Source organism: Paludisphaera mucosa (assembly GCF_029589435.1).
Classification (GTDB): Bacteria; Planctomycetota; Planctomycetia; order Isosphaerales; family Isosphaeraceae; genus Paludisphaera; species Paludisphaera mucosa.
In genome coordinates this window covers 296,895-317,241 of the sequence record NZ_JARRAG010000001.1, presented here as the reverse complement: position 1 = coordinate 317,241, position 20,347 = coordinate 296,895, and the positions used below count along the sequence as shown (strand labels likewise).

Below are 20,347 nucleotides of genomic sequence, written 5' to 3'. Positions count from 1 at the left end.
GTCTCGGCTCCCGGGGTACCTAGGGGTCCTGGCGTGGGGGGTCAGTGGGCTCGCGCGCCGAGGCCGCCGGCGCGGACGACGCTGACGGAGTTGAGGATGGCGGTCCGTGCGGAGGCGATCGCGTTGTCCTGGCCCAGCGTGTAGAGCGTGATCGTCGGCGCGGAGGCGATCGCGGTCGGCGTGGTGTCGGTGAGCGACTTCAGCAGCGACCCGCTCTGGTTGGAGCCGATCTTCGAGGAGAGGAGCGCCCGCAGCGACGCCGAGGGCCCGGACCTGCCGGAGCCGCCGGTCGGCGTCTGGATGAAGCCGCCCGCGAGCTGCTGTGACAGGAGCGAGGTCCGCTGGGACGTGTACGCCAGGAACGCCGTGTGGGCCGTCTCGGCCGACGCGGGGTCGGCCTGGAGCGAGGCGAAGTACGTGCCCCGCGCCTGGGCGTAATCGGCCTGGAACGAGTCGAACGCCTGGTTCACCTGCGCGGTCAGCGTCGTGGTCGCCCGGCTCAACTCGCGCGACCGAGGCCGCAGCCCTTCCAGGATGGGGGAGGCGTAGAGCGTCGTCTTCGCCCCATTGAGCGTCAGCCGCTCTTCCAGGGCGTCCACCACGCCTGGCTTGAACCGATGCTTCCCCTTCATGAGCGGATCTCCTCCTTGTGATCCCGGCGTCGTCGGCCAGCGGTTCGCGTCGATCGCGAATGTACCAGCAGTTTTCGTATCAACCCTCGACGTCTCGCGAGCCCTTTTTCACGCGAAGCCCCACGTCGCTCCGGTCGTGCCGCGTCGTCCGATTGTGCGCCGGCCCGGGGGCCGAAAGCGTCGCCGGGCCGGGCGATGTCGCGCCGGATCCGAGTTCACCCGAGGGATAAGCCTCCCAAGTCCAGGAACTTTCCTTGTCCGATCCGCATGATCCGCAACGACTTGGACGCGCCGACGCGGGCCGGGCCTGGGGAGCGGTCGCGACGATCTCGCCGATAATCCCGAATTTATGGACCAAAACAATCGATCGCACCGATATCAGGCAAGCGGCGCGGAGACTCTCCGCCGGCGGAAGGGCTTGATTGGGTCGCCCGGTCGAGTCGGCCGCGGACTCAAGGTCCGTGGCCTCTTGGAGGAAGAAGATGGACCTCAGGCGTTGGATGGTCCGCGGCGGCGCGGGTCTCTTGATGGCGATCGTCGCGGGCGCCGCCCGCGACGTCCGGGCCCAGCACCTGACCGGCCCCGACGGCCTGGTCGAGCGCGTCAATCCGTTCCGCTTCGACCCCTCCCGCCCGCTGACCGTCGCCGAGCTCTGCAAGCGGCTCGACTTCCTGGCCGAGCAGCTCCGCGACGACGGCCTCGTCGTCATCAAGCAGCCCGACGTCTTCAGCCAGGCGCGACTCACCCGATTCCGGATCGACTTCGACCGGGAGTTTCAGAAGGACCTCGACCAGTTCCAGCTGGTCCTCGCCGCGCGGATCAACCGCCTCGACGCGGCCACGACCACCCAGACGACCACCCTGGGGGCCGCCCTCACCTCCGGGACGTCTGTGAACACGACGCCCGCCAACATGGGCGCCGGCTCGTCGCTGACGAATTCGCAGACCGCCTTCGGCACGATCGGGCTGAATACGGGCAATCAGAAGATCGCCGGCCTCGGCGTCGAGCCGACCGTCTACCTGGATGAAAAGCGACGGTTCCTCGAACACCTGAACGAGATCCGCCGGATCAGCCTGGGCCCGGACCAGAACGACTCGTCCGGCTACGGCCTCTACCTGATCCGGATGCCCGTCTCGCTCACTCCCGGCGAGTGCACCTACCAGGGCCACGGCGCCGACCTCTCCGTGACGATGGAGCACGAACTCACCCCGGACCTGCTGCCGGCCACCTTCCAGAACCTCGTCGTCAACGACCTGGTGGACGTCCTCGGGCCGTTCATCTACGAGATCCTGCGGACGGGGCAGCTCGACGCGTTGAAGAAGTTCGCCGATCGCGCCGACCAGAACGTCGTACGGGCCGGCCTGATCGATAACCTCGTGGAGAACTTCAACAGCGATCTCGCGACCAACGCCAGGGCATTCTACGCGGCCCCGCCGCAGCCGGGGGCTTGCGAACTCGTCCGGAAGAACTTCCAGGAGAAGGCCGTCGATCCGCTGATGACGTTCATCCTGCGCGCTGACCCGATCCCCATTTACGTGGGAAGCCAGGTTACCCTCAATCACCTGCTTTCCGAGCGGATCTTGACGGTGACCGAGGCCTGGAAGGCGCAAAGAGGCCTGAGCGGTGTCAAGGGCTCCCAGGTCTCGACGGCCATCGAAGAACTCGAGCGCGAAGCCCAGCGGGTGAAGCAGGGCTATCGCCTGCCGAACCGCCTTGAGGAGTCTCTCCATCGCCACCTGGAAGAGGTTCTCAGCCATTCTCTGACCCAGGTCTCGTTCGACCCCGAGACGGGCTCCGCGAACTGCCTGGACCTCAACGTACGCGGGATGCTCAGCCGCCTCTTCGAGTTCGCGCTGCCGGATGACGTGGCCGTCCTGGTGAAGGTCCTCTACGACCCGATACCGAAAACGGACGGTCGGCTGGATCTGGCCCGGAGCGTCGCCAAGATGAGCGAGGAGCTCGGCGATCCCGAATTCCTCGCGCGGCTCGGCGCCAACCTGCCGAACTCGCGCAACCCCAAGCAGATCTACCCGTTGACCAGCCGCGAGCTGCTCTTCTTCTTCGGCGCCGAGAACATCTACGCGATGGCGAAGGACGTCTACGACGCGAGGGTGACCGCCACGATCCGCTCGACCGACGTCCGCGCGTACCTCCGGCAGTCGCTGACCTACGCCTATTACGTCCTGGCCCGCAGCACGGGTCCAGACAAGGGCGTCCCCCCCCTGGGCGACGTCGAGATGATGGACGAGATCTTCGCCGCCCTGCAACGACGCCAGTTCAAGGAGCCGCCGGAAGCTTGGAGCACCCTCACCGGCCTTAACCAGAAACTGACCGACCGCCTGGTGGAGTTGCGAGACAATATCAAGGGGAAGACGACGGCCGCCTATTGCTGGGCCGCGGCCGTGGACGCGGCGCTGCTCGACAGGGCCTTCCACCGCGACATCCACCGGGTCTTCCGCGACAAGGGGATACCGGACGAGATGGTGGACGAGGTCCGGTTCTACCTGCCGCGCGAGGTTCCCAACGACGTGGCCAAGTCGGTCTTCAACGACTACGTGAAGGCCCGATGGCCGATCGTCACGTTCGCGCTCGACCCCGTCTCCGACCAGCAGAACATCGCCGACTCGTTCAACCTCAAGCGCGACCTCCAGCTCGCGCTGGCCTACTCCTTCGCGACCGGCCAGGTGAGCTTCAACCAGGTCAACACGTTCCGGCGTCAGCTCGAGCAGCAGTCGGACACGATCGCGCTGAACCGCACGGTGTCGGCCTACGCCCACGGCAACGACGCCTTCGGCTTCCGGTTCTCGCCGCGTTTCCAGAACCCGCCCAACCAGCGGACCAACATCGGCGTGATCGCCAGCCAGCTCGTCGGCGGCGGCCCCGGGCCCGACTACGGGATCCGGCACAGCAAGCTGGAGCCGGGGATCCGCGAGCTGACGGCCATCGTCCTCCTCCCCACGTTCCTCCCCACGATGCGCATCAACGTGGCCGGCAACTGGTACAAGCTGCACGACCCCGAGCACCTGATCTTCCACACCGGCCGTGCCCTGGAGCAGGGTCGTCGCGTACAGGAACTTCGACAGGCCGTCGTCGACGGCTGCAGCCTCCAGCGTTATCGCGGGGACGACCTGCGCGTCCTCCAGAGCAAGCTGGGGCAACTCGAAGGCATGCTGCCGATGCAGTCCAAGGTCGTCCAGGTGCCGTTCGAGAACACGGCCGACGGCTACGAGCTCTTCAGCGAAGGCGCCACGGCGCTCGTGCCCGAACTCTCCGGCTTCGAGGGGATCGACCAGTACGATCCGAACCAGTCCGCGGAAGTCTTCCTTTACGGCAAATACTTCAACATCCTGGACACAAAGGTGATCGCCGGCGGCCGGCTGGTCCAGTCGGCCGACCTCAGCACCAGGTCCGGCTCCACCACGACCGAGACCAGCGCCACGGCGGGCGCCCCGCCCGTCGTCCCCGCGTCGGGCGTGGGCACGATGGACGTCCTCAGCCGCGAGGTGATCCGCATCCAGATCCCATCGGGAGCCCTGGCCACGACGACGAAGGAGAATCCGGCGAAGCAGTATCTTGAGATCTACGTCGCCACGCCCAACGGCATCAGCAACCGCGTGCTGATCCCGTTCAAGTCCGCAGCCCCGGCGACGCCTGCGGCGGCCGATCCGGCCTACGACCTCGCCGGCGACAAGCCGAAGCTGGACGTCTTCTACCAGTGGATCAAGCCCGACGGCGAAGACCCCCGGCTGATCGCGACGAGCGATCCCGGCGAGTCGCTGGGGATCACCTGGACCAATTCGACGGGCCTGGCCCCGCGCTCGCTGCGGGCCCGGTTCACCGGAGTCGTCGAGGGGAAGCTGCTCAGCGTCACGACGGACGCCGATTCCGGGACCACCGGCGATTACAAGGTGGACGCCCGCTCTCTGACCGTCGGCGTGCTCCGGAGGCTCCAGCAGATGTATGGCGACGGGAACCCGCTGCCAGCGTCCGTGGCGATGACCGTGGAGGTCCTGCCGTACGCCCCGACCGCGACGATGGGCTATCGGGTGGAGACCAAGTCGAAGACCCTGCCCAAGAAGCTCCAGGTCAACCTGTTCCTCCAGGCGACCGGCCGGAACGCCCTGCCCGGCGTCGCGGCTCCCGACGACTCGGCCTCGGCGGCCCCGGGCGTACGGTCCCCGGAGGGGCCGGAAGTGGTGCTGGCGTCCCTCGCCTCACAGGCCCCGGCGCTCCTGACACCCCCCTCGCTCCCCGCCATCCCGTTTCCCTCGGCCATCCCGACCGACGCGACGCAGGCGGCGCGGGTGGTCCAGATGCTGACGGGACAGGCCGTCGCCCCCCTCCCGGCGGCGGCCTCCCCTACGGCCGCCCCCACTCCGGGCCCGACGATTCCGCCGCCGGCTCCGCCGGCCCAGGCCGTCGCGGTCCCCGCCATCATCGTCAACCCGCCGCCGCAGTCGATCGTGGTCACGTCCCCGAAGGGGGACAAGAAGCACGAGAAGAAGTCGCGCTTCCACCCCTCTCGCCTCTTCGGTCGGGGCGATTGATCTGGAGAAGTCGGGCGACGATCACCGGCCCGTCGCCTGGCCCTTCAGATACGACCGGGGGATGCGACGCCAGCTCGCACTCATATCCCGCGTGGCGGGCCGTGACGGGAGAGGCTCGGCGATGGGCACCATCGCAGCCGGGGCGCTCTCAGCCGCCGGAAACGGACCCGCGACAGACCTGTCCTGCGTCTGGGTCGTCGTGACGGGGACGCTCTCGATCACCGTGCGCGTGACCGGCACGGTCTGGGTGCGGTACTCGATCTGGGGCTGGTCCTGAGCCGAGCCCGTAATCGGCACGGCGACCTGCTGCGTGAGGTACTCGGTCACCTGCTTGTACTGCTGCTGGTAGGTCGTCGCGGGGGTCGTGGGTTGCGCCGGCGCGGTCTCACCGGCAGGCTGAGAAGCCGGGGCGGCCGCCTGGCCGGGCACCGGGGGCGGCGGGGTGGCAGCGGCGGCCGACGGAGGATGGACGACCTGCTCGAACGCCACGTTCAGCAGGCCCGCGACCGGGACGGACTTCGACGAGCCCCCCGCGATATTGAGCACCGGCGTCGCCGTCAGGGTGGCGGGACCATTGACGGTCACGGGCGTATCCGAGTCGAACCCGGGCGTGTTGTCGTTGAGGATCGGGACGAGCTGATTCGATAGCTCCTGAAGTTCCGCCTGGCTCACGATGAAGACCGAATCTTTGAAGTTCCATTCGGCGTCGATCGGGCTTAGCCCGATCTGCATGCCATTCGCCCCGTAGTTCACCGCGATCCTGATCTGCAACTTGTCGGACAACACGTATCCGTCCGGGGGGTCGAACTTGACGACCAGCTTCTCGTCCTTGATCCTCTCGGCACGGATGCTGAACCGGCCGTTCGTCCTCTTCGGCTCAGAAAGGCTGTAATTCACCGTCAAGGTCTGCGAGATCGGGTCGATGGCGTATCCGCCCGGCGTGGCGTCCTGATACGCCGGAGCCGCTTCCATCGGGCAGGGCTTCGGGTCGTCCGCCCGGGCCGGCGAGGCGACGCCGCCAATCGCCAGGCCGAGCGCGAGCCATCCCGTCAATTCGCGGCCGAACCCCGACTCTCGATTCCTCGACGCCATGATGCACCTCGAATGAGTCGATCTATCCACCCCAGATAACCAAGTTTCAATCATGGGCGGAGGAAGTCAAGAAAGAACCGGAATGCTTGATCCGTTGGAGGTCCGCGCCGAGACGGCGTGCGAGTCATCCGCGTGCGTTCTTCAGCGGCGCACGGGGGCCTGCCGGGGCGATGCACGCCGCCGGAGGACGTCCCGGTCCCCGGCCGGGCGCTTGAGCCGCGGACGATGGGGATCTGCGTGCGACCGCCGAGTGCGGTGGGCCCTGCCGGCAACATGGCCGAGCCTTCCTTAATTTCAAAGTGTTAATTTAATAGCTTATTAGTCTTAATTACCAGATCTTAGACGGACCATTTAACTTAATAACGTACGAATGCCGTGTTCCGTTGATGCGAGCGTTCGAGTCGCCCGGCGGCCGCCCGAGCGATCGGACCTCCCGTTACGCCACCCTGATGGTTCCACCATGATCAACCGCAGAGACTTGCTGAAGGCGGCGACCGCGTCGCTGGCGGCCGGCACGGCCGCGGCCCAGGAGGCCGCCCCAGCGCCGGCAGGGGTCGGCCCCTACGACGATCCGACCGCCCGGTTCGACAAGGCCAAGCAGGACGTATTGCCGCCCTGGGCCTTCCGCAGGCCGCTGGCGCGCCCGCTGGTCCCCCGGCCCGTGGCGGTCGGGTCGTACCAGGAATTGACGGAGCCCGGCGCAGCCCCCTTCGGGCCGGACGACCCGGTGCCGATCGGCGACGTCTTTGACGGCGTGGCCCGCGAGTGGGTCGAGGCCCCGAGCACTGGAGCGAGTTCGGGTGCAGCTCCCAGAAGACGGGGAAAGGAGGCCCGGGACGCGAAAGTCGCGGCCTTCGGCTCGGGCTCGGCGCACGACGGCGGCGAGGCGATCGCGAACTGGGGCGGCCTGCCGATCAAATGCTATAATCCCTATCGTCGAGGGGAAGGTCCCGCTGATCCCCGGCGCGTTCGAGGCGAGGGTATACGGCTACGCGGGGATGATGCCCGGCCCGACGCTCAAGATGAGGCTCGGCCAGCCCGTGATCGTCCGCTTCCAGAACCACCTGGAGACGGAGGTCTCCGTCCGCCTTCACGGGGCGCACAGCCCGTCGCACAGCGACGGCTTCCCGTCGTCCTACGTCCTCCAGGGAAAGTCGCGTGACTACTTCTACCCGAACATCCTGCCGCAGATGAAGGTCGACAAGGACGCCGGCCTGGCCGCCGGTGCAGACGGCACGGTGCACACCGGCAACGACGTGCCGGTCAAGACGACGAAGGCCTGTTACATCCCCGACGTCGGCGAGAGCCAGTCGACGATGTGGTACCACGACCGCGGCATGGACCGCACCGGCTATAACGTATCCAAGGGCCTCGCGGGGCTGGCCCCCTGCTTCGGCGAGCCGGAATTGAGGCTGATTTATGACAGGGTCCTGCCCGGCCTCGGCCCGGATTCGTGCAAGGATCCCGAGCGTCCTTGCGTCGTCCACGACTCGACGCTCGACCACCTCGACCACCCCGGCTTGCATCATCGCAATCCGTACGACATCCCAATCGTCCTCCAGGACAAGGTGATCGACCCGGCGACCGGACAGATTTCCTTCGACGCCGTCGGGCACAACGGCTACCTGGGCGACACGCTTTTCCTCAACGGCGTGGCGTGTCCCTATTTGAACGTCTGGAACCGGAAATACCGATTCCGCTTCCTGGACGGATCGAACGCGCGGATCTAGCGCCTGCGCATCCTGTCCGAGGTCGACTTCTTCCGGCTTCGGGCAGGGGGCGGCGCGGCGGACGCCGCCGACGCCGAGGGGGCCGCCCGCCGGCCGAAGTCGTATGACGAGATGGCCAAGCCGTTCCTGCGGATCGGTAAGGACTCGTGGCTCTGGAACCGAGCGGCCGAGCGCAAGAGCCTCCTGATCGCGATGGCCAACCGGGCCGACGTCGCCGTCGACTTCCAGAAGCTGGCGCCCGACCTGAAGCCGGGCGAGGAGGCCGTCTTCTATCTGGTCAACACGATGCCCCAGGCCGACGGCCGGGGGCCGAAGATCAAGCTGGACGACGGCGGCGACCCCCGCGTGCCGCCGCTGCCTTTCGACACCGTGGCCACGCCGGACGGCAAGGTTCCCGCCTCGCAGGTCGCTGAGCTGGCCCGGCCCATCGGCCTGATGAAGATCGTCGTACAGGGCCCGCCCATCTTGGCGAAGGACGACGCGACCGTCGAGCACGGGACGGTCCTGAACCGCCACGAGCCGATCCACGACGACGAGATCCAGGCCGTCCGCGAGTTCTTCTTCCATCGCGGCAAGGGGGCATGGCAGATCAACGGCCGCTTCTACGACCCCACGATCGCCAACGCGACGCCCACCCTGGGAACGGCCGAGGAATGGGTCCTGCGCAACGGCGGGGGCGGCTGGTGGCACCCGATCCACATCCACCTGGAGAGCCATCAGATCGTCGGCTACGTGAAGGATTTCGCCGCCGACGCGATTGTGGACTTGCAGGCCCCCCCTGCTCCCCCGCGGCTGGCGAACCTCGTGCAGGTGCTCGGCCATATGGACGAGTTCGACCAGTTCGGGCTGCACGATACGCAGATCCTCGGGCCGAACACGGTGGCCCGCATACGCATGCGTTTCCGCACCTGGAACGGCCCGTTCGTGTTCCACTGCCACAACCTGGAGCACGAGGACATGCGCATGATGAACAACTTCGAGCCCGTGCCCCGGCCCGACGACCCGACCCACGAATGGCCCCGCCGGTCCGCCAACGTCGCCCCCGACGCGCGGACGCAGGGCCGGGACGTGACGTATCACCCGCCCGGGGAGGTGAAGGGTCGGCGAATTGCCACGGGAGTACGCCGCCGTCCCCAGGACGCCCGTCCGCGACGCCGGGGACGACCAGATCCCGCCCCGGCCCCGCGAGCCCGCGAAGCCCCGCTGACGCCGGCCCGTCCACCGATCCCCCCATCGCGTCAGAGGCAGGCCCCATAATCGCGAGACTGGCAGGATACCTGGCGACGCTCGGCGACGGCCCGCCCGCCCCCCGCGAGGGGCGGCGGTTCGACGGGTTCGAGGACGCGCCGCTGGTGAACCACTTCGGCGAACGCCTGCGGTTCCGCGAAGCGTTCCTCGACGGCCGGGCGCTGATCGTCAACATGATGTTCACGGTCTGCAAGGGGACGTGCCCCGGCGCCAGTGCCGCGCTCCGCGGGCTGCGGGAGGCGCTGGGCCCGGTCTTCGGCGAACGCCTGACGATCGTGTCCATCACGCTGGAGCCCCGCGACGACTCGCCGGCGGCGCTGCAGAGATGCGCGACGATCTACGGCGCCGGCCGGCGGCGGCCCGAGCTGTGCGACTGGCAGTTCGTCACCGGGCGCCCGGCCAGCGTCGAGCGGCTGCGGCGGAGCCTGGGCTTCTACGACCTGGACCCCCGCATCGACGCCGACGTGACCCAGCACGGCGAGCTGCTCCTGTTCGGCAACTCGACGAGCGACCGGTGGTCGGCCCTGCCGGCCTCGCTCCGCCCGGCGCTCCTGATCGAGACGATCCGCCGCGTGTCCGGCTTCACCTTCGAGCAACGCTACGGCATTCGGGCCTGATCCCCCAACCGCGCCTCGGCGATCGGCCGAACGTCGCAGGGACCCAACTCATGGTCGCTTCCCGTCTCCGAACGATCTTCGCCGGGATCGCGCTCGCCCTGCCCGCCGCCCCGGCCCGGGCGGCCGACGACGTCCGCTCGGAACCGCCCCCGTCGGCCGTCCACCTCGTCGGCCACGAGGACGCGGCGCTGCTGCGCCGCGTGCAGGACCTGCTCGACGACTGGGATCCCAGGAAGCTCCAGAACCCCTACGTGACGACGGTCGCGGAGCCCGACCCGGCGCGCAAGCTCCCGGGCGGCAAGGCCCTCCGCAGGCCCGACCTCGCCGAGTTCATCGCCGACGTGGAGGCCGCCGAGGCCCTCGGCAAGGCCTTCTTCGGGGAGATGCCGGCCGGCAGCGACTTCCGCCGCGAGGGCGGCCGGTACGTCGGCACCGCCTGCGCCTCGTGCCACTACCGCTTCGGCGCCGACGCCCGCGACGGCCACACCACCCGCATCCCCTACGTGGCCTGGGACCCGTACAAGCTGGACAAGGACCACCCCCTGGAATTCGGCGAGACTCGGCTCCCGTATCCCGCGAAGGAGAAGGCGACCGAGGTCATCGCGGACCTCGGCAAGCTCTACCTGCCGCGCAAGCACGCCCGCGCGACGCCCCCTCGCCCGCGTCCTGGCGCCGACGAGGAGGACGCCGAGGGGCCTTCTTGTCGTCCTCGAGGATCTGGAGGATGACGGGCAGGAACGCCTCGAGCTTGGGCCTGGGGCGTGGCGCCTCGCGGCGGCAGCCGGGCGGCTCGGGGTGGGCGAGGATCTTCTGGAGCGTGTCCCAGCGGATCTCATACCCACGGCAGGCGGCGCGCTCGCTGAGGCCGTCGACGAGGACGCGGCGGCGGATCTCGGCCCAGTTCTCCAGGTCGGTGTACACCCATAAACCTCACGGCGGTGGGACCTCGATGGGGTCAGCGAGACCCCCATCCTGGTCCCGAGGCCGTGAGTGAGGCCATGGGCGCCACGTTTTCTGTCCGACCGTCGGCCGCCGGCCCGCGCCACGTTTTCTCGGCGGCCGTTACACCGCGGACGACCTGCGTAAAGGGCGTCGGCGACTGGTCGACGAAAGCGCCGAAGGCCCCGGTCGACGTCGGCATGACCTCATCCGGACCCGGTTCGTGGAATCTCTCGGACAACTGTGGTATTTTCGATCCGGGATTCGGGCATCGGGTCTTGAAATTGGAGGGCCGGACGATGGGCGTCGCCGGATTGTTCGGGGTCGTGGCGCTGGTCGGCCTGACCGGGGCGGGAGATCCGGCGGAGTCGCCCGTCGCCTTCCGGCTCCAGGACCACCGGGGAGCCTGGCATACGCTCGACGAGGCCCGCGACCGGAAGGTCGTCGTCCTGGCCTTCCTCGGGGCCGAGTGCCCCCTGGCCGCGGCGTACGCCCCGAGGCTGGCCGCGGCCGCCCGCGATTTCGAGGGGCGAGGCGTCGGCTTCTTCGGCGTCGACGCCAACCAGCAGGACGGGCCGGTCGCGATCGGCCGGTTCGCCGAGGAGCACGGCCTGCCGTTCCCGATCCTCAAGGACGTCGGCAACACCCTCGCCGATCGCCTCGGGGCCGAGCGGACGCCCGAGGTGTTCGTCCTGGACGGGTCGCGGGCCGTCGTCTACAGGGGGCGGATCGACGACCAGTACGCCATCGGCGTCCATCGATCGTCGCCCACCCGGCGCGATCTGGTCGACGCCCTCGAAGCGGTCCTGGCCGGGCGGCCGGTCGCGACGCCGAGGACGGACGCGGTCGGCTGCAGGATCGGCCGGACGACCAAGCCCGCGAAGGACGGCAAGGCGACGTACGCGAGAGAGATCTCCCGCATCCTGCAGTCGCGCTGCGTCGCCTGCCACCGGCAGGGCGAGATCGCCCCGTTCTCCTTGACGGACTACCGCCAGGCGGCCGGCTGGTCGAGCATGATCGCCGAGGTCGTCGACGAGGGCCGGATGCCCCCCTGGCACGCTTCGCCCGAGCACGGCGAGTTCGCCAACGACGCCCGGCTCTCGGCCGACGAGAAGAGGGCCGTCCGGGACTGGGTCGAGGCCGGATCGCCCGAGGGGGATCCGGCCGACCTCCCGCCGCCCCCCCGGTTCGTCGAGGGTTGGCAGATCCCGCGGCCCGACCTCGTCCTGGAGATGCCCCGCGAGGTCGAGATCCCGGCCGAGGGCTCGATGCCTTATCAGATCGTCGAGATCGACCCGAAGCTCACGAAAGACGCCTGGGTCCGGGCCTCGCAGGTCCGGCCGGGCAACACGGCCGTCGTCCATCATGTCGTCGTCTTCGTCCTGCCGCCCGGCGTCGAAAAGATCGACGAGGCCGGGGGCGACTTCCTCGCCGCCTACGCCCCCGGGATGCCCCCCCGCATGCTGCCCGACGGCGTGGCCAAGCGCGTCCCGGCCGGATCGAGGATCGCGCTCCAACTCCACTACACTCCTCGGGGGACCAAGCAAGTGGACCGGAGCCGGATCGGCCTCGTCTTCGCCGACCCGACGACGGTCCGCAAGGAGTTGATGTCGGGCATGGCGCTCAACCTGCGCCTCCAGATCCCGCCGGGTGCGCGCGACTACGTCTCGCGGGCCGACTTCCGGTTCGCGCGGCCCTCGTCGCTCCTCTCGCTCTTGCCGCACATGCACTTGAGGGGCAAGTCGATGAGGTTCGTCGCCGAGTATCCCGACGGCCGCCGCGAGGTCGTCCTCGACGTCCCCCGGTACGAGTTCGACTGGCAGAACCTCTACGTCCTCGACCGGCCCCTGCCGATGCCCGAGGGGACGATCCTCCACACCGAGGCCCGGTTCGACAACTCGGCCGAGAACCCGAACAACCCGGACCCGAGGCGGGCCGTCACCTTCGGCGAGCAGACGTGGGACGAGATGCACGTCGGCTACGTCAACTTCGCCCTCGCGGACCAGGACCTCGCCCTCGGCGCGCCCGCCTCGAAGCGACTGGGGGATGGCCGGTACGAGGTCACGTTCCGCCACAGCCCCGCCGGGCCGGCGAGGTCGGTCGCGCTGGTCGGCACGTTCACCGATTGGAAGGAACATCCTCGCCCCATGACCGGGCCCGACGCCCGAGGGGCCTACTCGACGACGGTCGTTCTCGGCCCCGGGTCGCACGAGTACAAGTTCCTCATCGACGGGGAGACCTTCCGCGAAGACCCGGGCAACCCCGAGTCGGCCGGCTTCTTCAGCAACAGCCTGATCCGCCTGCCCTGAGCCGGGTCGGGTCGATGATCAGTCATGCCGGAGCGCCGCGACGGGGTCCACCTTCGCGGCCCGCCGGGCCGGGTAGAACGCCGCGACGATCGTCACGCCGACGGTGCAGAGGACGACCGTCGCGCCGATCCAGCCGGGGAAGGCGAAGATCGAGCCCGTCAGGTGGATCTTCATGTCCTGATGGACCATCGAGCGGACCCAGGCGTCGCCCGGGAATGAGATCGACCAGGCCAGGAGCAGGCCGAGTACGCCGCCGGTCAGGCCGATCAGGGCCCCCTCGATGACGAAGACGGCCTGGAGCTGCCAGTTCGCCGCGCCTACCGCCTTCATGACGCCGATCTCGCGGCGCCGTTCGAGCACGCTCATCAGCATCGTGTTGGCGATGCCGAGGGATGCGACGAGGAGGGCCACCCCGGCCACGCAGGTCATCCCGCCGAATACGAGCAGATAGGTCAGCCGCTCGCGATCGAGAAACTCGACGATCGACCGGCTCCCCAGGCCCATGGCCTCGACCGCGTCGACGACCTGCTTGACGTTCTTCAGGTCGTCGACGAAGAGGACGGCATGGTCGAGCCCCTGCTCGCGACGGCCCGGGTCGCGAAAGGCCAGCTCGACGGCGGTCCGCCGCGGCAGGACCAGGTCCGAGTGGGCCGGAAACTGGCTCCAGGCTTCCTTCTGCTCCTCGTCGGTCAAATCGCGGAAGATCCCGACGACCCGGAAATCGTCGACGACGACGCTCGGGTCGATCCTCGTCGGCTCCGGCCGGACCGCCTTTTTCAGGGCCGAGATCTCCTCGCCGGTCAGGCTGAAGCTTTCGAGCGATCCCGGGAGTTGCCAGGCGAGCTGCCTGAGGGCCGACTGCTCGTCCCGGCCGCCGCCGGCGTTCGACCGGTCGGCCAGGGAGACGTCGAAGCTGGGACCGTCCTCCCGGCCTCGGATTTCGAGACGCAGGGGCTTGCCGACGACCTGGACGAGATCCTCGTCGTCGATCAGTCCGATCCGGTAGGCGAACATCTCGGAGAGCAGGACCGAGCGCTCGTCGTCCGACTCGAACGGCCGACCGACGACGACCCGCTTGCGGAACTCGGGGTCCTCCCCCGCGCCCGACGAGACGCTCGCGCCTTCGGGCCGGTTGCCCAGGGTCGCGACGACCGCGCCGCCGACGATCGGGATCATCTGCCGGACGTGAGGGATCTTCGAGAGCGTTTCCAGTCGATCCGGGCCCAGGGCGACCTGCCAACGGGGCGAATCGCCCCGTCGGGCGCGATCCGCAAGGACCTTCCGGATACGCTCGCGGCGATCGGCGGCCATCCGCCCGTCGACCTTCACTTCGTCCGCCTTCTCGTTCTCCGGCGACCGCCACCCGGGATAGACCGTCACCTTCCGCGCGACGTCCCCCTTGCTCGACTCGCGCTCGATCGTGCGCTGGACGCCCTCGTCGATCGACAGGCTGGCGGCGAGCACGAACGCGCCGAAGACGACCCCCATGGTCGTCAGGCAGGTGCGCAACTTTTGATGGCCGAGCGAGGCCAGGGGCAGTCGGAGCAGGTCGATCCAGTGCAAGCCGCGATCCTCCATCTACTCCCGATCCAACGCACCGGATGCGATGCGTCCGTCGACCAGCCGGACGACCCGATCCGTGCAGGCCGCGGCCAACTCCTCGTCGTGCGTGACGAGGACGAGGGTGGCCGCGTGCTCCCGGACGTGGTCGAGGATCAGGGCCATCACCTGGCGGGCCGTCTGGCTGTCGAGGTTGCCGGTCGGTTCGTCGGCCAGGACGACTCGGGGGCGGTTGACCAGCGCCCGTGCGACGGCGACCCGCTGGCTCTCGCCGCCGCTCAGCTGATCCGGCCGGTGATCCAGCCGCGCCCCGAGCCCCACGCTTTCCAGAGCCCCTCGGGCGGCGGCCAGCCGTTCACGCCGCGGTCGGCCCGTGAAGACCATCGGCAGTTCGACGTTCTCGACGGCCGTCCTCGACGCGATCAGGTTGAACGACTGGAAGACGAACCCTACGGTCGTCGAGCGGAACCGGGCCATCTCGCGCCCCGAGAGCCGGTGGAGGTCGCTCCCGCCGACGTGCAGTCCGCCCGAACTGGGCCGGTCGAGCCCGCCCAGCAAGTTCAACAACGTCGACTTCCCCGACCCCGACTTGCCCAGCAGGGCCACCCGTTCGCCGCCGGCGACCTCGATCGAAACCCCGCGCAACGCCTCGACCAGGGCGCCCTTGGCCCCGTACGCCTTCCGCACGTCGACGGCCCGGATCGTCACCCCGCCCCCTCCTTCGCGATCCGGTCGCGACGCTTTCCGACCCCGATCCGCCCGCCCGACGGCCCTGCGACACGGGCCATCCTACACATGTCGATCGCCCCACGCCAGGACCGCCCCCTCGTGAAAGACGATCGAACCGATCATGGCTCGATCGCGACGCCGGCCTCGCGCGGATCCACCCCCCGATCGGGATGATGCCGTCTCGGCTCCGCTGGATGACGCTCCCTAAAGGGACGATCGCCCTCGGCGGATGTCTCGTTTCGATGTGACCGACGAATGACACTTAGATCTGGCGAGCTCGTTCGAGCATCTGGAGTTTGATCTCTTTCCGCGGCCCCTTCAGGTCTCCATATCCCTTGGGCCCCTGCTTGGTCATCCGGGGCTCGAACCGGTCGGGCCGGTCGGCACCCGGTACACGCCGATCGCCCGGAGGAGTTGCTCGTGCAACGCCGCCAGGCACCCCGCGCCTAGGTCGGCCCGGCCGGCGATCACCGGCCGGAACGCCTCCAGGATCCTGAGCCGGTCCATCTGTAGCACGACCTTGATCGACCTCAGATCGAGCTCTGTTCCACCTGGCCCGATAGAGCGAGGCCAGTCCCTCCTCGCTCGCCTGCCCGGGGTCCGGCAGGGTCGTCGCGACCACGATCACGAGTCGGGCGGCGCTTTGCAGTTCTTTGGATCCACCGGCCGGATCGACGTCGGCTTCTTCCGTCGCGCGAGGTGGTCATCCTTGCCCAACCGGACGCCCTTGCGGAAGTCGGCGCGGCGGCGCGTCGACAGGCGGCTGACGGTGTCGACCCCGCGCCGCTTCCGTGGGTGCGTGCCCACCCAGTCCGACGTCAGGCGGTCGCCCAGCAGGACGTCCGTCGCCAGACTGCTACCGAGGATGCTACCCGATCTCAGGATCGGCGTCGCTTCGAGTCCACCCGCCGGGCCAGCCGCCCCGCGTCGATGACGTGCAGGCGGTGGAACCCGCGCGCGATCACCTCCGACTCGTCCCGGGCTTCGAGTTGGAACGAGACCCGGCTCCCCTCCACGTGGACGACCCGGGCGAGGCAGGCGACGGCCTGGCCGACGGGCGTCGCGGCGAGGTGGTCGACCTCGATGTGCGAGCCGACGGTGCTTTCCCCCTCGCCGAGGAACGGGACGACGGCCTCGCGGGCGGCGTGTTCGAGGAACCAGACGAGCCACGGCGTGCAGAGGATGGCCGGCATGCCCCCTTCGGCGAAGTCGATCGCGTGGGCCGTCTCGACGACGAAGCGACGCTCGCCCGTCGCTCCCACCTTCAGCCCGGCTCGCATGACGCTTCATCCTCTCTGCGACGGTCTCGCACATCCCGGACGAAGCGGGCGGCCGGGGGCGTCGGCCTCGCGGGCGGCCTCAAGAGCGCCCCCCCTCGGCGGCGCAGAGATCGCCGCACGTCGACTCGGCCGCGGGGGCGTCGGCCAGCCGGAATCCCTCGCGCGCGGTGGCGGCCGTCACGCCGGCGTTGACCGCGGCGACGACGTCCACCAGGGCGTTGAGCACGTCGTCGCCGATGCCCGTCGCCCGCGCCTTCTCGATCCGGTTCCGGGTGCAGACCTGGCACCCCCGGGTCATGGTCACGGCCAGCCCGAGGAGGTGCTTCTCGCGGTCGGTGAGGAGCGGCGTGTCGTGCGCGTCGCCGAGGAACCCCAGGACCGCCCTGCCGTCGTAACCCATCGTCGAACTCCTCATACCTGGAAGTTACGAATCCACCGAAACACGGCATCTTGCGAGGGGCGGGGCCTCGACGACGACCCGGTCGCCCGGGCCGACCGGATACAACGGCAACGGCGAACCGGTCAGGATCACCTGGCCGCGGGAGAGCCCGAGTCCATGCTCCCCCAGCCGGGCCGCCAGCCAGCGCAGGGATGCGATCGGGTCGGCCATCGTCCACGGCGAATCGCTCCGTCCGAAGATCTCATCGTTGAGGGCGACGGTCAAGTTCCGCACCCGGGCCCGCGGCCCGCCGCTCGATCCCTCGGCCAGCACGAACCCGGCGTGCATGCCGTTGGTTGCGATCAATTCGTGCACGCAGGGCTTCGGGCTCCGGAGCACGTAATGGTGCAGTTCGATGACCGGGAAGGTCGACTCGATCGCATCCAGGCATCCTTCGCCGGCGGGTATCGTGGGGGGCAAGTCCGCGGCCAGGCGGACGGCGAGCTCGCCTTCGACGGCCAGGTTGGCGTAGGAGGCGTGAGACAGCCGCGTTTCCGAGTCGTGACGATCCGTGTCGAAGAGGCGCGCGAAAATCGGCTCGTCGATCCCCAGTTGCTTCTGCACGGCCGGGCTCGTGCAGCCGAGCTTGTAGCCGACCACCCGCTCCCCGCGCGCCTCGCGAAGCCGTGCGACCTCGGCCTGAAGGGCGTAAGCCTGGCCGGAGGTCAGGTCGATCGGCTCGGCGAAGAGTCGGCCCGGCGTCCTGGCGTCGAAATCCGCCAGCATGCGCCGAGCCAGTCCCTGGGGATCAACCGACATCGTTCGCTCGCCCCGCTGCTCGGCCCTGGGATCCCGTTCGTCCTGGACTTTCCCGACGGCGATGCTGGAGAGTCTGCCGAATTCGCGGAGGAATCGCGCCTGTCATTCGTCGTCCGGCATCGGCGTCCCGCCGCCGATCAGCTTCAGGAGGGCGTCGGCCGTCTTCTCGGCCTGGTCCAGGTTCACGGCCTTGAGCTGTTCGTCGAGCGACTGCATGAGCGCGGCCGCTTTCTTCCGCCTGTCAGCGTCCCCCTGGACCCACGCGGGGAGCTCCTTCTGGATCTTCTGAATCTTGGCCGGCAGGCGCTCCTGAACCGGGGACGCTTGCGGCCCTTCTTTCATCTCTCCCTCGTCCCCTTTCATCAGCTCCAGGAGTTCGTCGGCGGCCTTGTCCGCGCCTCGCCACTCCTTCTGATTCACGAGCCCCTGGAGCTTCTGCACCAGCGGCATCGCCTGCGCCCGCTTGCCCGACTTCGGGATCCGGCCGAGGAGTTCTCCTTGGATCCGGCGCATCTTGGCCTGGAACGCCTCGCTCGAAAAGCCCGTCGCGGCGGATTCGACGAGGGGCTCTCCCCGCAGGAATTTCGCGTAGGCCGCCAGCGCCTCCGGGTTCTCCGTCGCCTTGCGGAAGAAGTTGTCGCGCATCGCCTCGCCGCCGATGCCCCACGAGAAGATGTTCGTCATCACCGCCCCGTGGTTGAACATGCGTCCGAGATACGTCTCCATCGTCGGCTCGCCCGGCATGCTCGTGGGCGACACGTTGGCCCCCTCGGCGGAGATCCACCCCGAAGCGCCGTGCTCCTTCAGGACGGCGTAGATCTCCCTGAACGTCGCCCCCTCGGGATACGTGGAGAACCCGGGACGGTAAGCGGAGCTGAAGGCCACCTCCGGCGCGGCGAAATGGACCTTCCGGGCGTAGGACTCCTTGGCGTCCGCCTCGCGCAGGCCCTGGTCGGTGAACGCGATGTGGCAGAAGATCCGTTCGCGAGGGACGCCGCCCTCGTGCAGCGCCTCGGCCCAGGCTTCCATGAATTCCCTGACGACCCGCACGCGTTCGCGATCCAGGTCCTGGGGCGGGTTGCTTCGGCTGAATCCGCGATGGCCGAGCGCGCGGAATCCGAGCGGGCGATTCGTGTCGAAATCGCTGCCGATCTGCGTCTCCCATCCCGTCATCACGCCGGCGAAGAGGTGTGGCTTCCCCTGGGACTCCAGGGCCGTCAGTTCCCGCCGGATCTCCCGGCCGATCACCCCTCCGCGGCCCCTGACCGCCGCGACGATCGCCGGGCTGTTGAAACACATCTGGGGGGGGAACCTCGTCGGCGTCGGCCCCCAGTCCGCACGCCGTCCCGCGTTCGGCGGCTCGCCCCAGCCCGCCGTCTCGATGTTGTCCGGATCCGAGAGGAGGTCTTTCCGCTTCCCCCACGACATCGAGTCGTCGATGTGGAACGCCACCGCCACGTCGTTCTCCCGGGCCACCGCGAAGGCGTCGCGGATGAACCGGCGGGTCTCGTCGTCGGGCATGTCGAAGCAGAGCGGCCCGACGGCGAAGCACAATTTGCGACGCGCGTCCCCCGTCGCCCCGATCGCCTTCGCCAGGTCGCGCACGAACGCGTCCAGCTGCCCCTTCTCGAGCGAGGAACGGCCGGGGGCGGGCGGCGGCCCGGCATAGCCGGGGAGGCCGGTCATGAGCTGGAACGACAGGTACTTCGTCTCCGCGGGGTCGGTCGCGGCGGCCCTCGGCGCCGAATCGTCCGCCCGCACGGCCCGGTCGTCGGAGGGCCATGCGATCGCACAGGCCGCAACCAGTCCCGCGCCGAGAGGCCGCAATCCCCTGGCCATCGTCGATCCCCCCGAGGAAGAAACCAGCCGATCGGTCGTTCGACCCGACGGCGAATACCCCCCGAGGACGGGCGTGGTTTCAGCGATCGAAGCTCTTCTCCAGATGCCGCTTCAAGAAGGCGAACCGCCCAGAGCAAGGAAGCCTGAAGACGGAAGCTCTCGCCCCGCCTTCGAGTCGATCGGCTCGAAAGGAGTACGCCATGTCCCAAGCACGCCGGCATCGATCCATCGGGTTTCTGCTCATGATCCCGGCCGCGGTCCTGGCCGGGGAGCCCCGCGTCTGCCTGGCGAGTCCGCTCCATGCGGTCACCGACCTGGGGACGCTGGGCGCCGTAGGCAATGCGGTCGACATGAACTTCCAGGGCCAGGTCGGGGGCTCTTCGACGACCAACGGTGGCGAGACGCACGGCATCGACTTCAGCGGGGGCGTCCTCCATGACCTGGGGACGCTCGGCGGAACGACCAGCACCGGGTGGGCCGTCAACCACTCGGGCGTCATCACCGGGCTTGCACGAACTCCGGCGGAGTCCCGCACGCCGTCCTGTCGAATAACAGGAGGCGTTGCAAGACCTGGGCTTGCTCGCCGATGCTGGCGGCGATAGCGTCGGCTTCTCGTTCAACATCGCC

General features: G+C 68.9%; 16 protein-coding genes. 7 read left to right on the top strand and 9 right to left on the bottom strand.

Going from position 1 to position 20,347, the window contains the following annotated elements; translation table 11 throughout:
- Positions 1-41: 41 nt before the first annotated feature.
- A complete protein-coding gene (locus PZE19_RS01315) occupies positions 42-632 on the bottom strand; it encodes a hypothetical protein (RefSeq protein WP_277858779.1) in 591 nt (196 codons plus the stop codon).
- Positions 633-1,114: 482 nt separating this feature from the next.
- Here PZE19_RS01315 and PZE19_RS01310 point away from each other — a divergent pair, with 482 nt between their 5' ends.
- Complete coding sequence (locus tag PZE19_RS01310; RefSeq protein ID WP_277858778.1) at positions 1,115-5,179, top strand: hypothetical protein; 4,065 nt, start codon at positions 1,115-1,117, stop codon at positions 5,177-5,179.
- Between the two features lie 21 nt (positions 5,180-5,200).
- Here the strand turns inward: PZE19_RS01310 and PZE19_RS01305 are convergent, their stop codons facing one another.
- Positions 5,201-6,271: a hypothetical protein gene (locus PZE19_RS01305; RefSeq protein ID WP_277858777.1), complete on the bottom strand. Its 1,071-nt coding sequence runs from the start codon at positions 6,269-6,271 to the stop codon at positions 5,201-5,203.
- Positions 6,272-7,269: 998 nt separating this feature from the next.
- Between PZE19_RS01305 and PZE19_RS01300 the strand changes: the two genes are divergently transcribed.
- From PZE19_RS01300 to PZE19_RS01280, 5 genes are all read left to right on the top strand, one after another.
- Positions 7,270-8,001 carry a multicopper oxidase domain-containing protein gene (locus PZE19_RS01300; protein WP_277858776.1) on the top strand — a complete coding sequence of 244 codons (732 nt, stop codon included), beginning with the start codon at positions 7,270-7,272 and terminating at the stop codon, positions 7,999-8,001.
- A gap of 111 nt (positions 8,002-8,112) precedes the next feature.
- Entirely contained in the window at positions 8,113-9,258 is a 1,146-nt protein-coding gene (locus PZE19_RS01295; RefSeq protein ID WP_277858775.1) for a multicopper oxidase domain-containing protein, read from the top strand.
- A 95-nt stretch (positions 9,259-9,353) separates the two neighbouring features.
- Positions 9,354-9,866 (top strand): SCO family protein, encoded by a 513-nt coding sequence (locus tag PZE19_RS01290; protein ID WP_277858774.1) that lies wholly within the window; start codon positions 9,354-9,356, stop codon positions 9,864-9,866.
- Between the two features lie 50 nt (positions 9,867-9,916).
- Entirely contained in the window at positions 9,917-10,594 is a 678-nt protein-coding gene (locus PZE19_RS01285; protein ID WP_277858773.1) for a hypothetical protein, read from the top strand.
- A 510-nt stretch (positions 10,595-11,104) separates the two neighbouring features.
- Entirely contained in the window at positions 11,105-13,114 is a 2,010-nt protein-coding gene (locus PZE19_RS01280; RefSeq protein ID WP_277858772.1) for a redoxin domain-containing protein, read from the top strand.
- Between the two features lie 18 nt (positions 13,115-13,132).
- Here the strand turns inward: PZE19_RS01280 and PZE19_RS01275 are convergent, their stop codons facing one another.
- The 7 genes from PZE19_RS01275 to PZE19_RS01245 form a co-directional block, all read right to left on the bottom strand.
- Positions 13,133-14,677: an ABC transporter permease gene (locus tag PZE19_RS01275; RefSeq protein ID WP_277858771.1), complete on the bottom strand. Its 1,545-nt coding sequence runs from the start codon at positions 14,675-14,677 to the stop codon at positions 13,133-13,135.
- 15 nt (positions 14,678-14,692) lie between these two features.
- Positions 14,693-15,382, bottom strand: coding sequence for an ABC transporter ATP-binding protein (locus PZE19_RS01270; protein ID WP_277858770.1), 690 nt, complete (start codon positions 15,380-15,382; stop codon positions 14,693-14,695).
- A 372-nt stretch (positions 15,383-15,754) separates the two neighbouring features.
- Positions 15,755-15,919 (bottom strand): hypothetical protein, encoded by a 165-nt coding sequence (locus PZE19_RS01265; protein WP_277858769.1) that lies wholly within the window; start codon positions 15,917-15,919, stop codon positions 15,755-15,757.
- A gap of 362 nt (positions 15,920-16,281) precedes the next feature.
- Entirely contained in the window at positions 16,282-16,683 is a 402-nt protein-coding gene (locus PZE19_RS01260; protein ID WP_277858768.1) for a thioesterase family protein, read from the bottom strand.
- Between the two features lie 79 nt (positions 16,684-16,762).
- Entirely contained in the window at positions 16,763-17,083 is a 321-nt protein-coding gene (locus PZE19_RS01255; RefSeq protein WP_277858767.1) for a carboxymuconolactone decarboxylase family protein, read from the bottom strand.
- A gap of 24 nt (positions 17,084-17,107) precedes the next feature.
- The gene (locus PZE19_RS01250) at positions 17,108-17,881 is read right to left on the bottom strand and encodes a 2-keto-4-pentenoate hydratase (protein ID WP_277858766.1); all 774 of its coding nucleotides are present in this window, start codon (positions 17,879-17,881) and stop codon (positions 17,108-17,110) included.
- A gap of 102 nt (positions 17,882-17,983) precedes the next feature.
- Positions 17,984-19,642 carry a hypothetical protein gene (locus PZE19_RS01245; RefSeq protein WP_277858765.1) on the bottom strand — a complete coding sequence of 553 codons (1,659 nt, stop codon included), beginning with the start codon at positions 19,640-19,642 and terminating at the stop codon, positions 17,984-17,986.
- Between the two features lie 278 nt (positions 19,643-19,920).
- Here PZE19_RS01245 and PZE19_RS01240 point away from each other — a divergent pair, with 278 nt between their 5' ends.
- Positions 19,921-20,322 carry a hypothetical protein gene (locus tag PZE19_RS01240; RefSeq protein ID WP_277858764.1) on the top strand — a complete coding sequence of 134 codons (402 nt, stop codon included), beginning with the start codon at positions 19,921-19,923 and terminating at the stop codon, positions 20,320-20,322.
- The last annotated feature ends 25 nt before the right edge of the window (positions 20,323-20,347 follow it).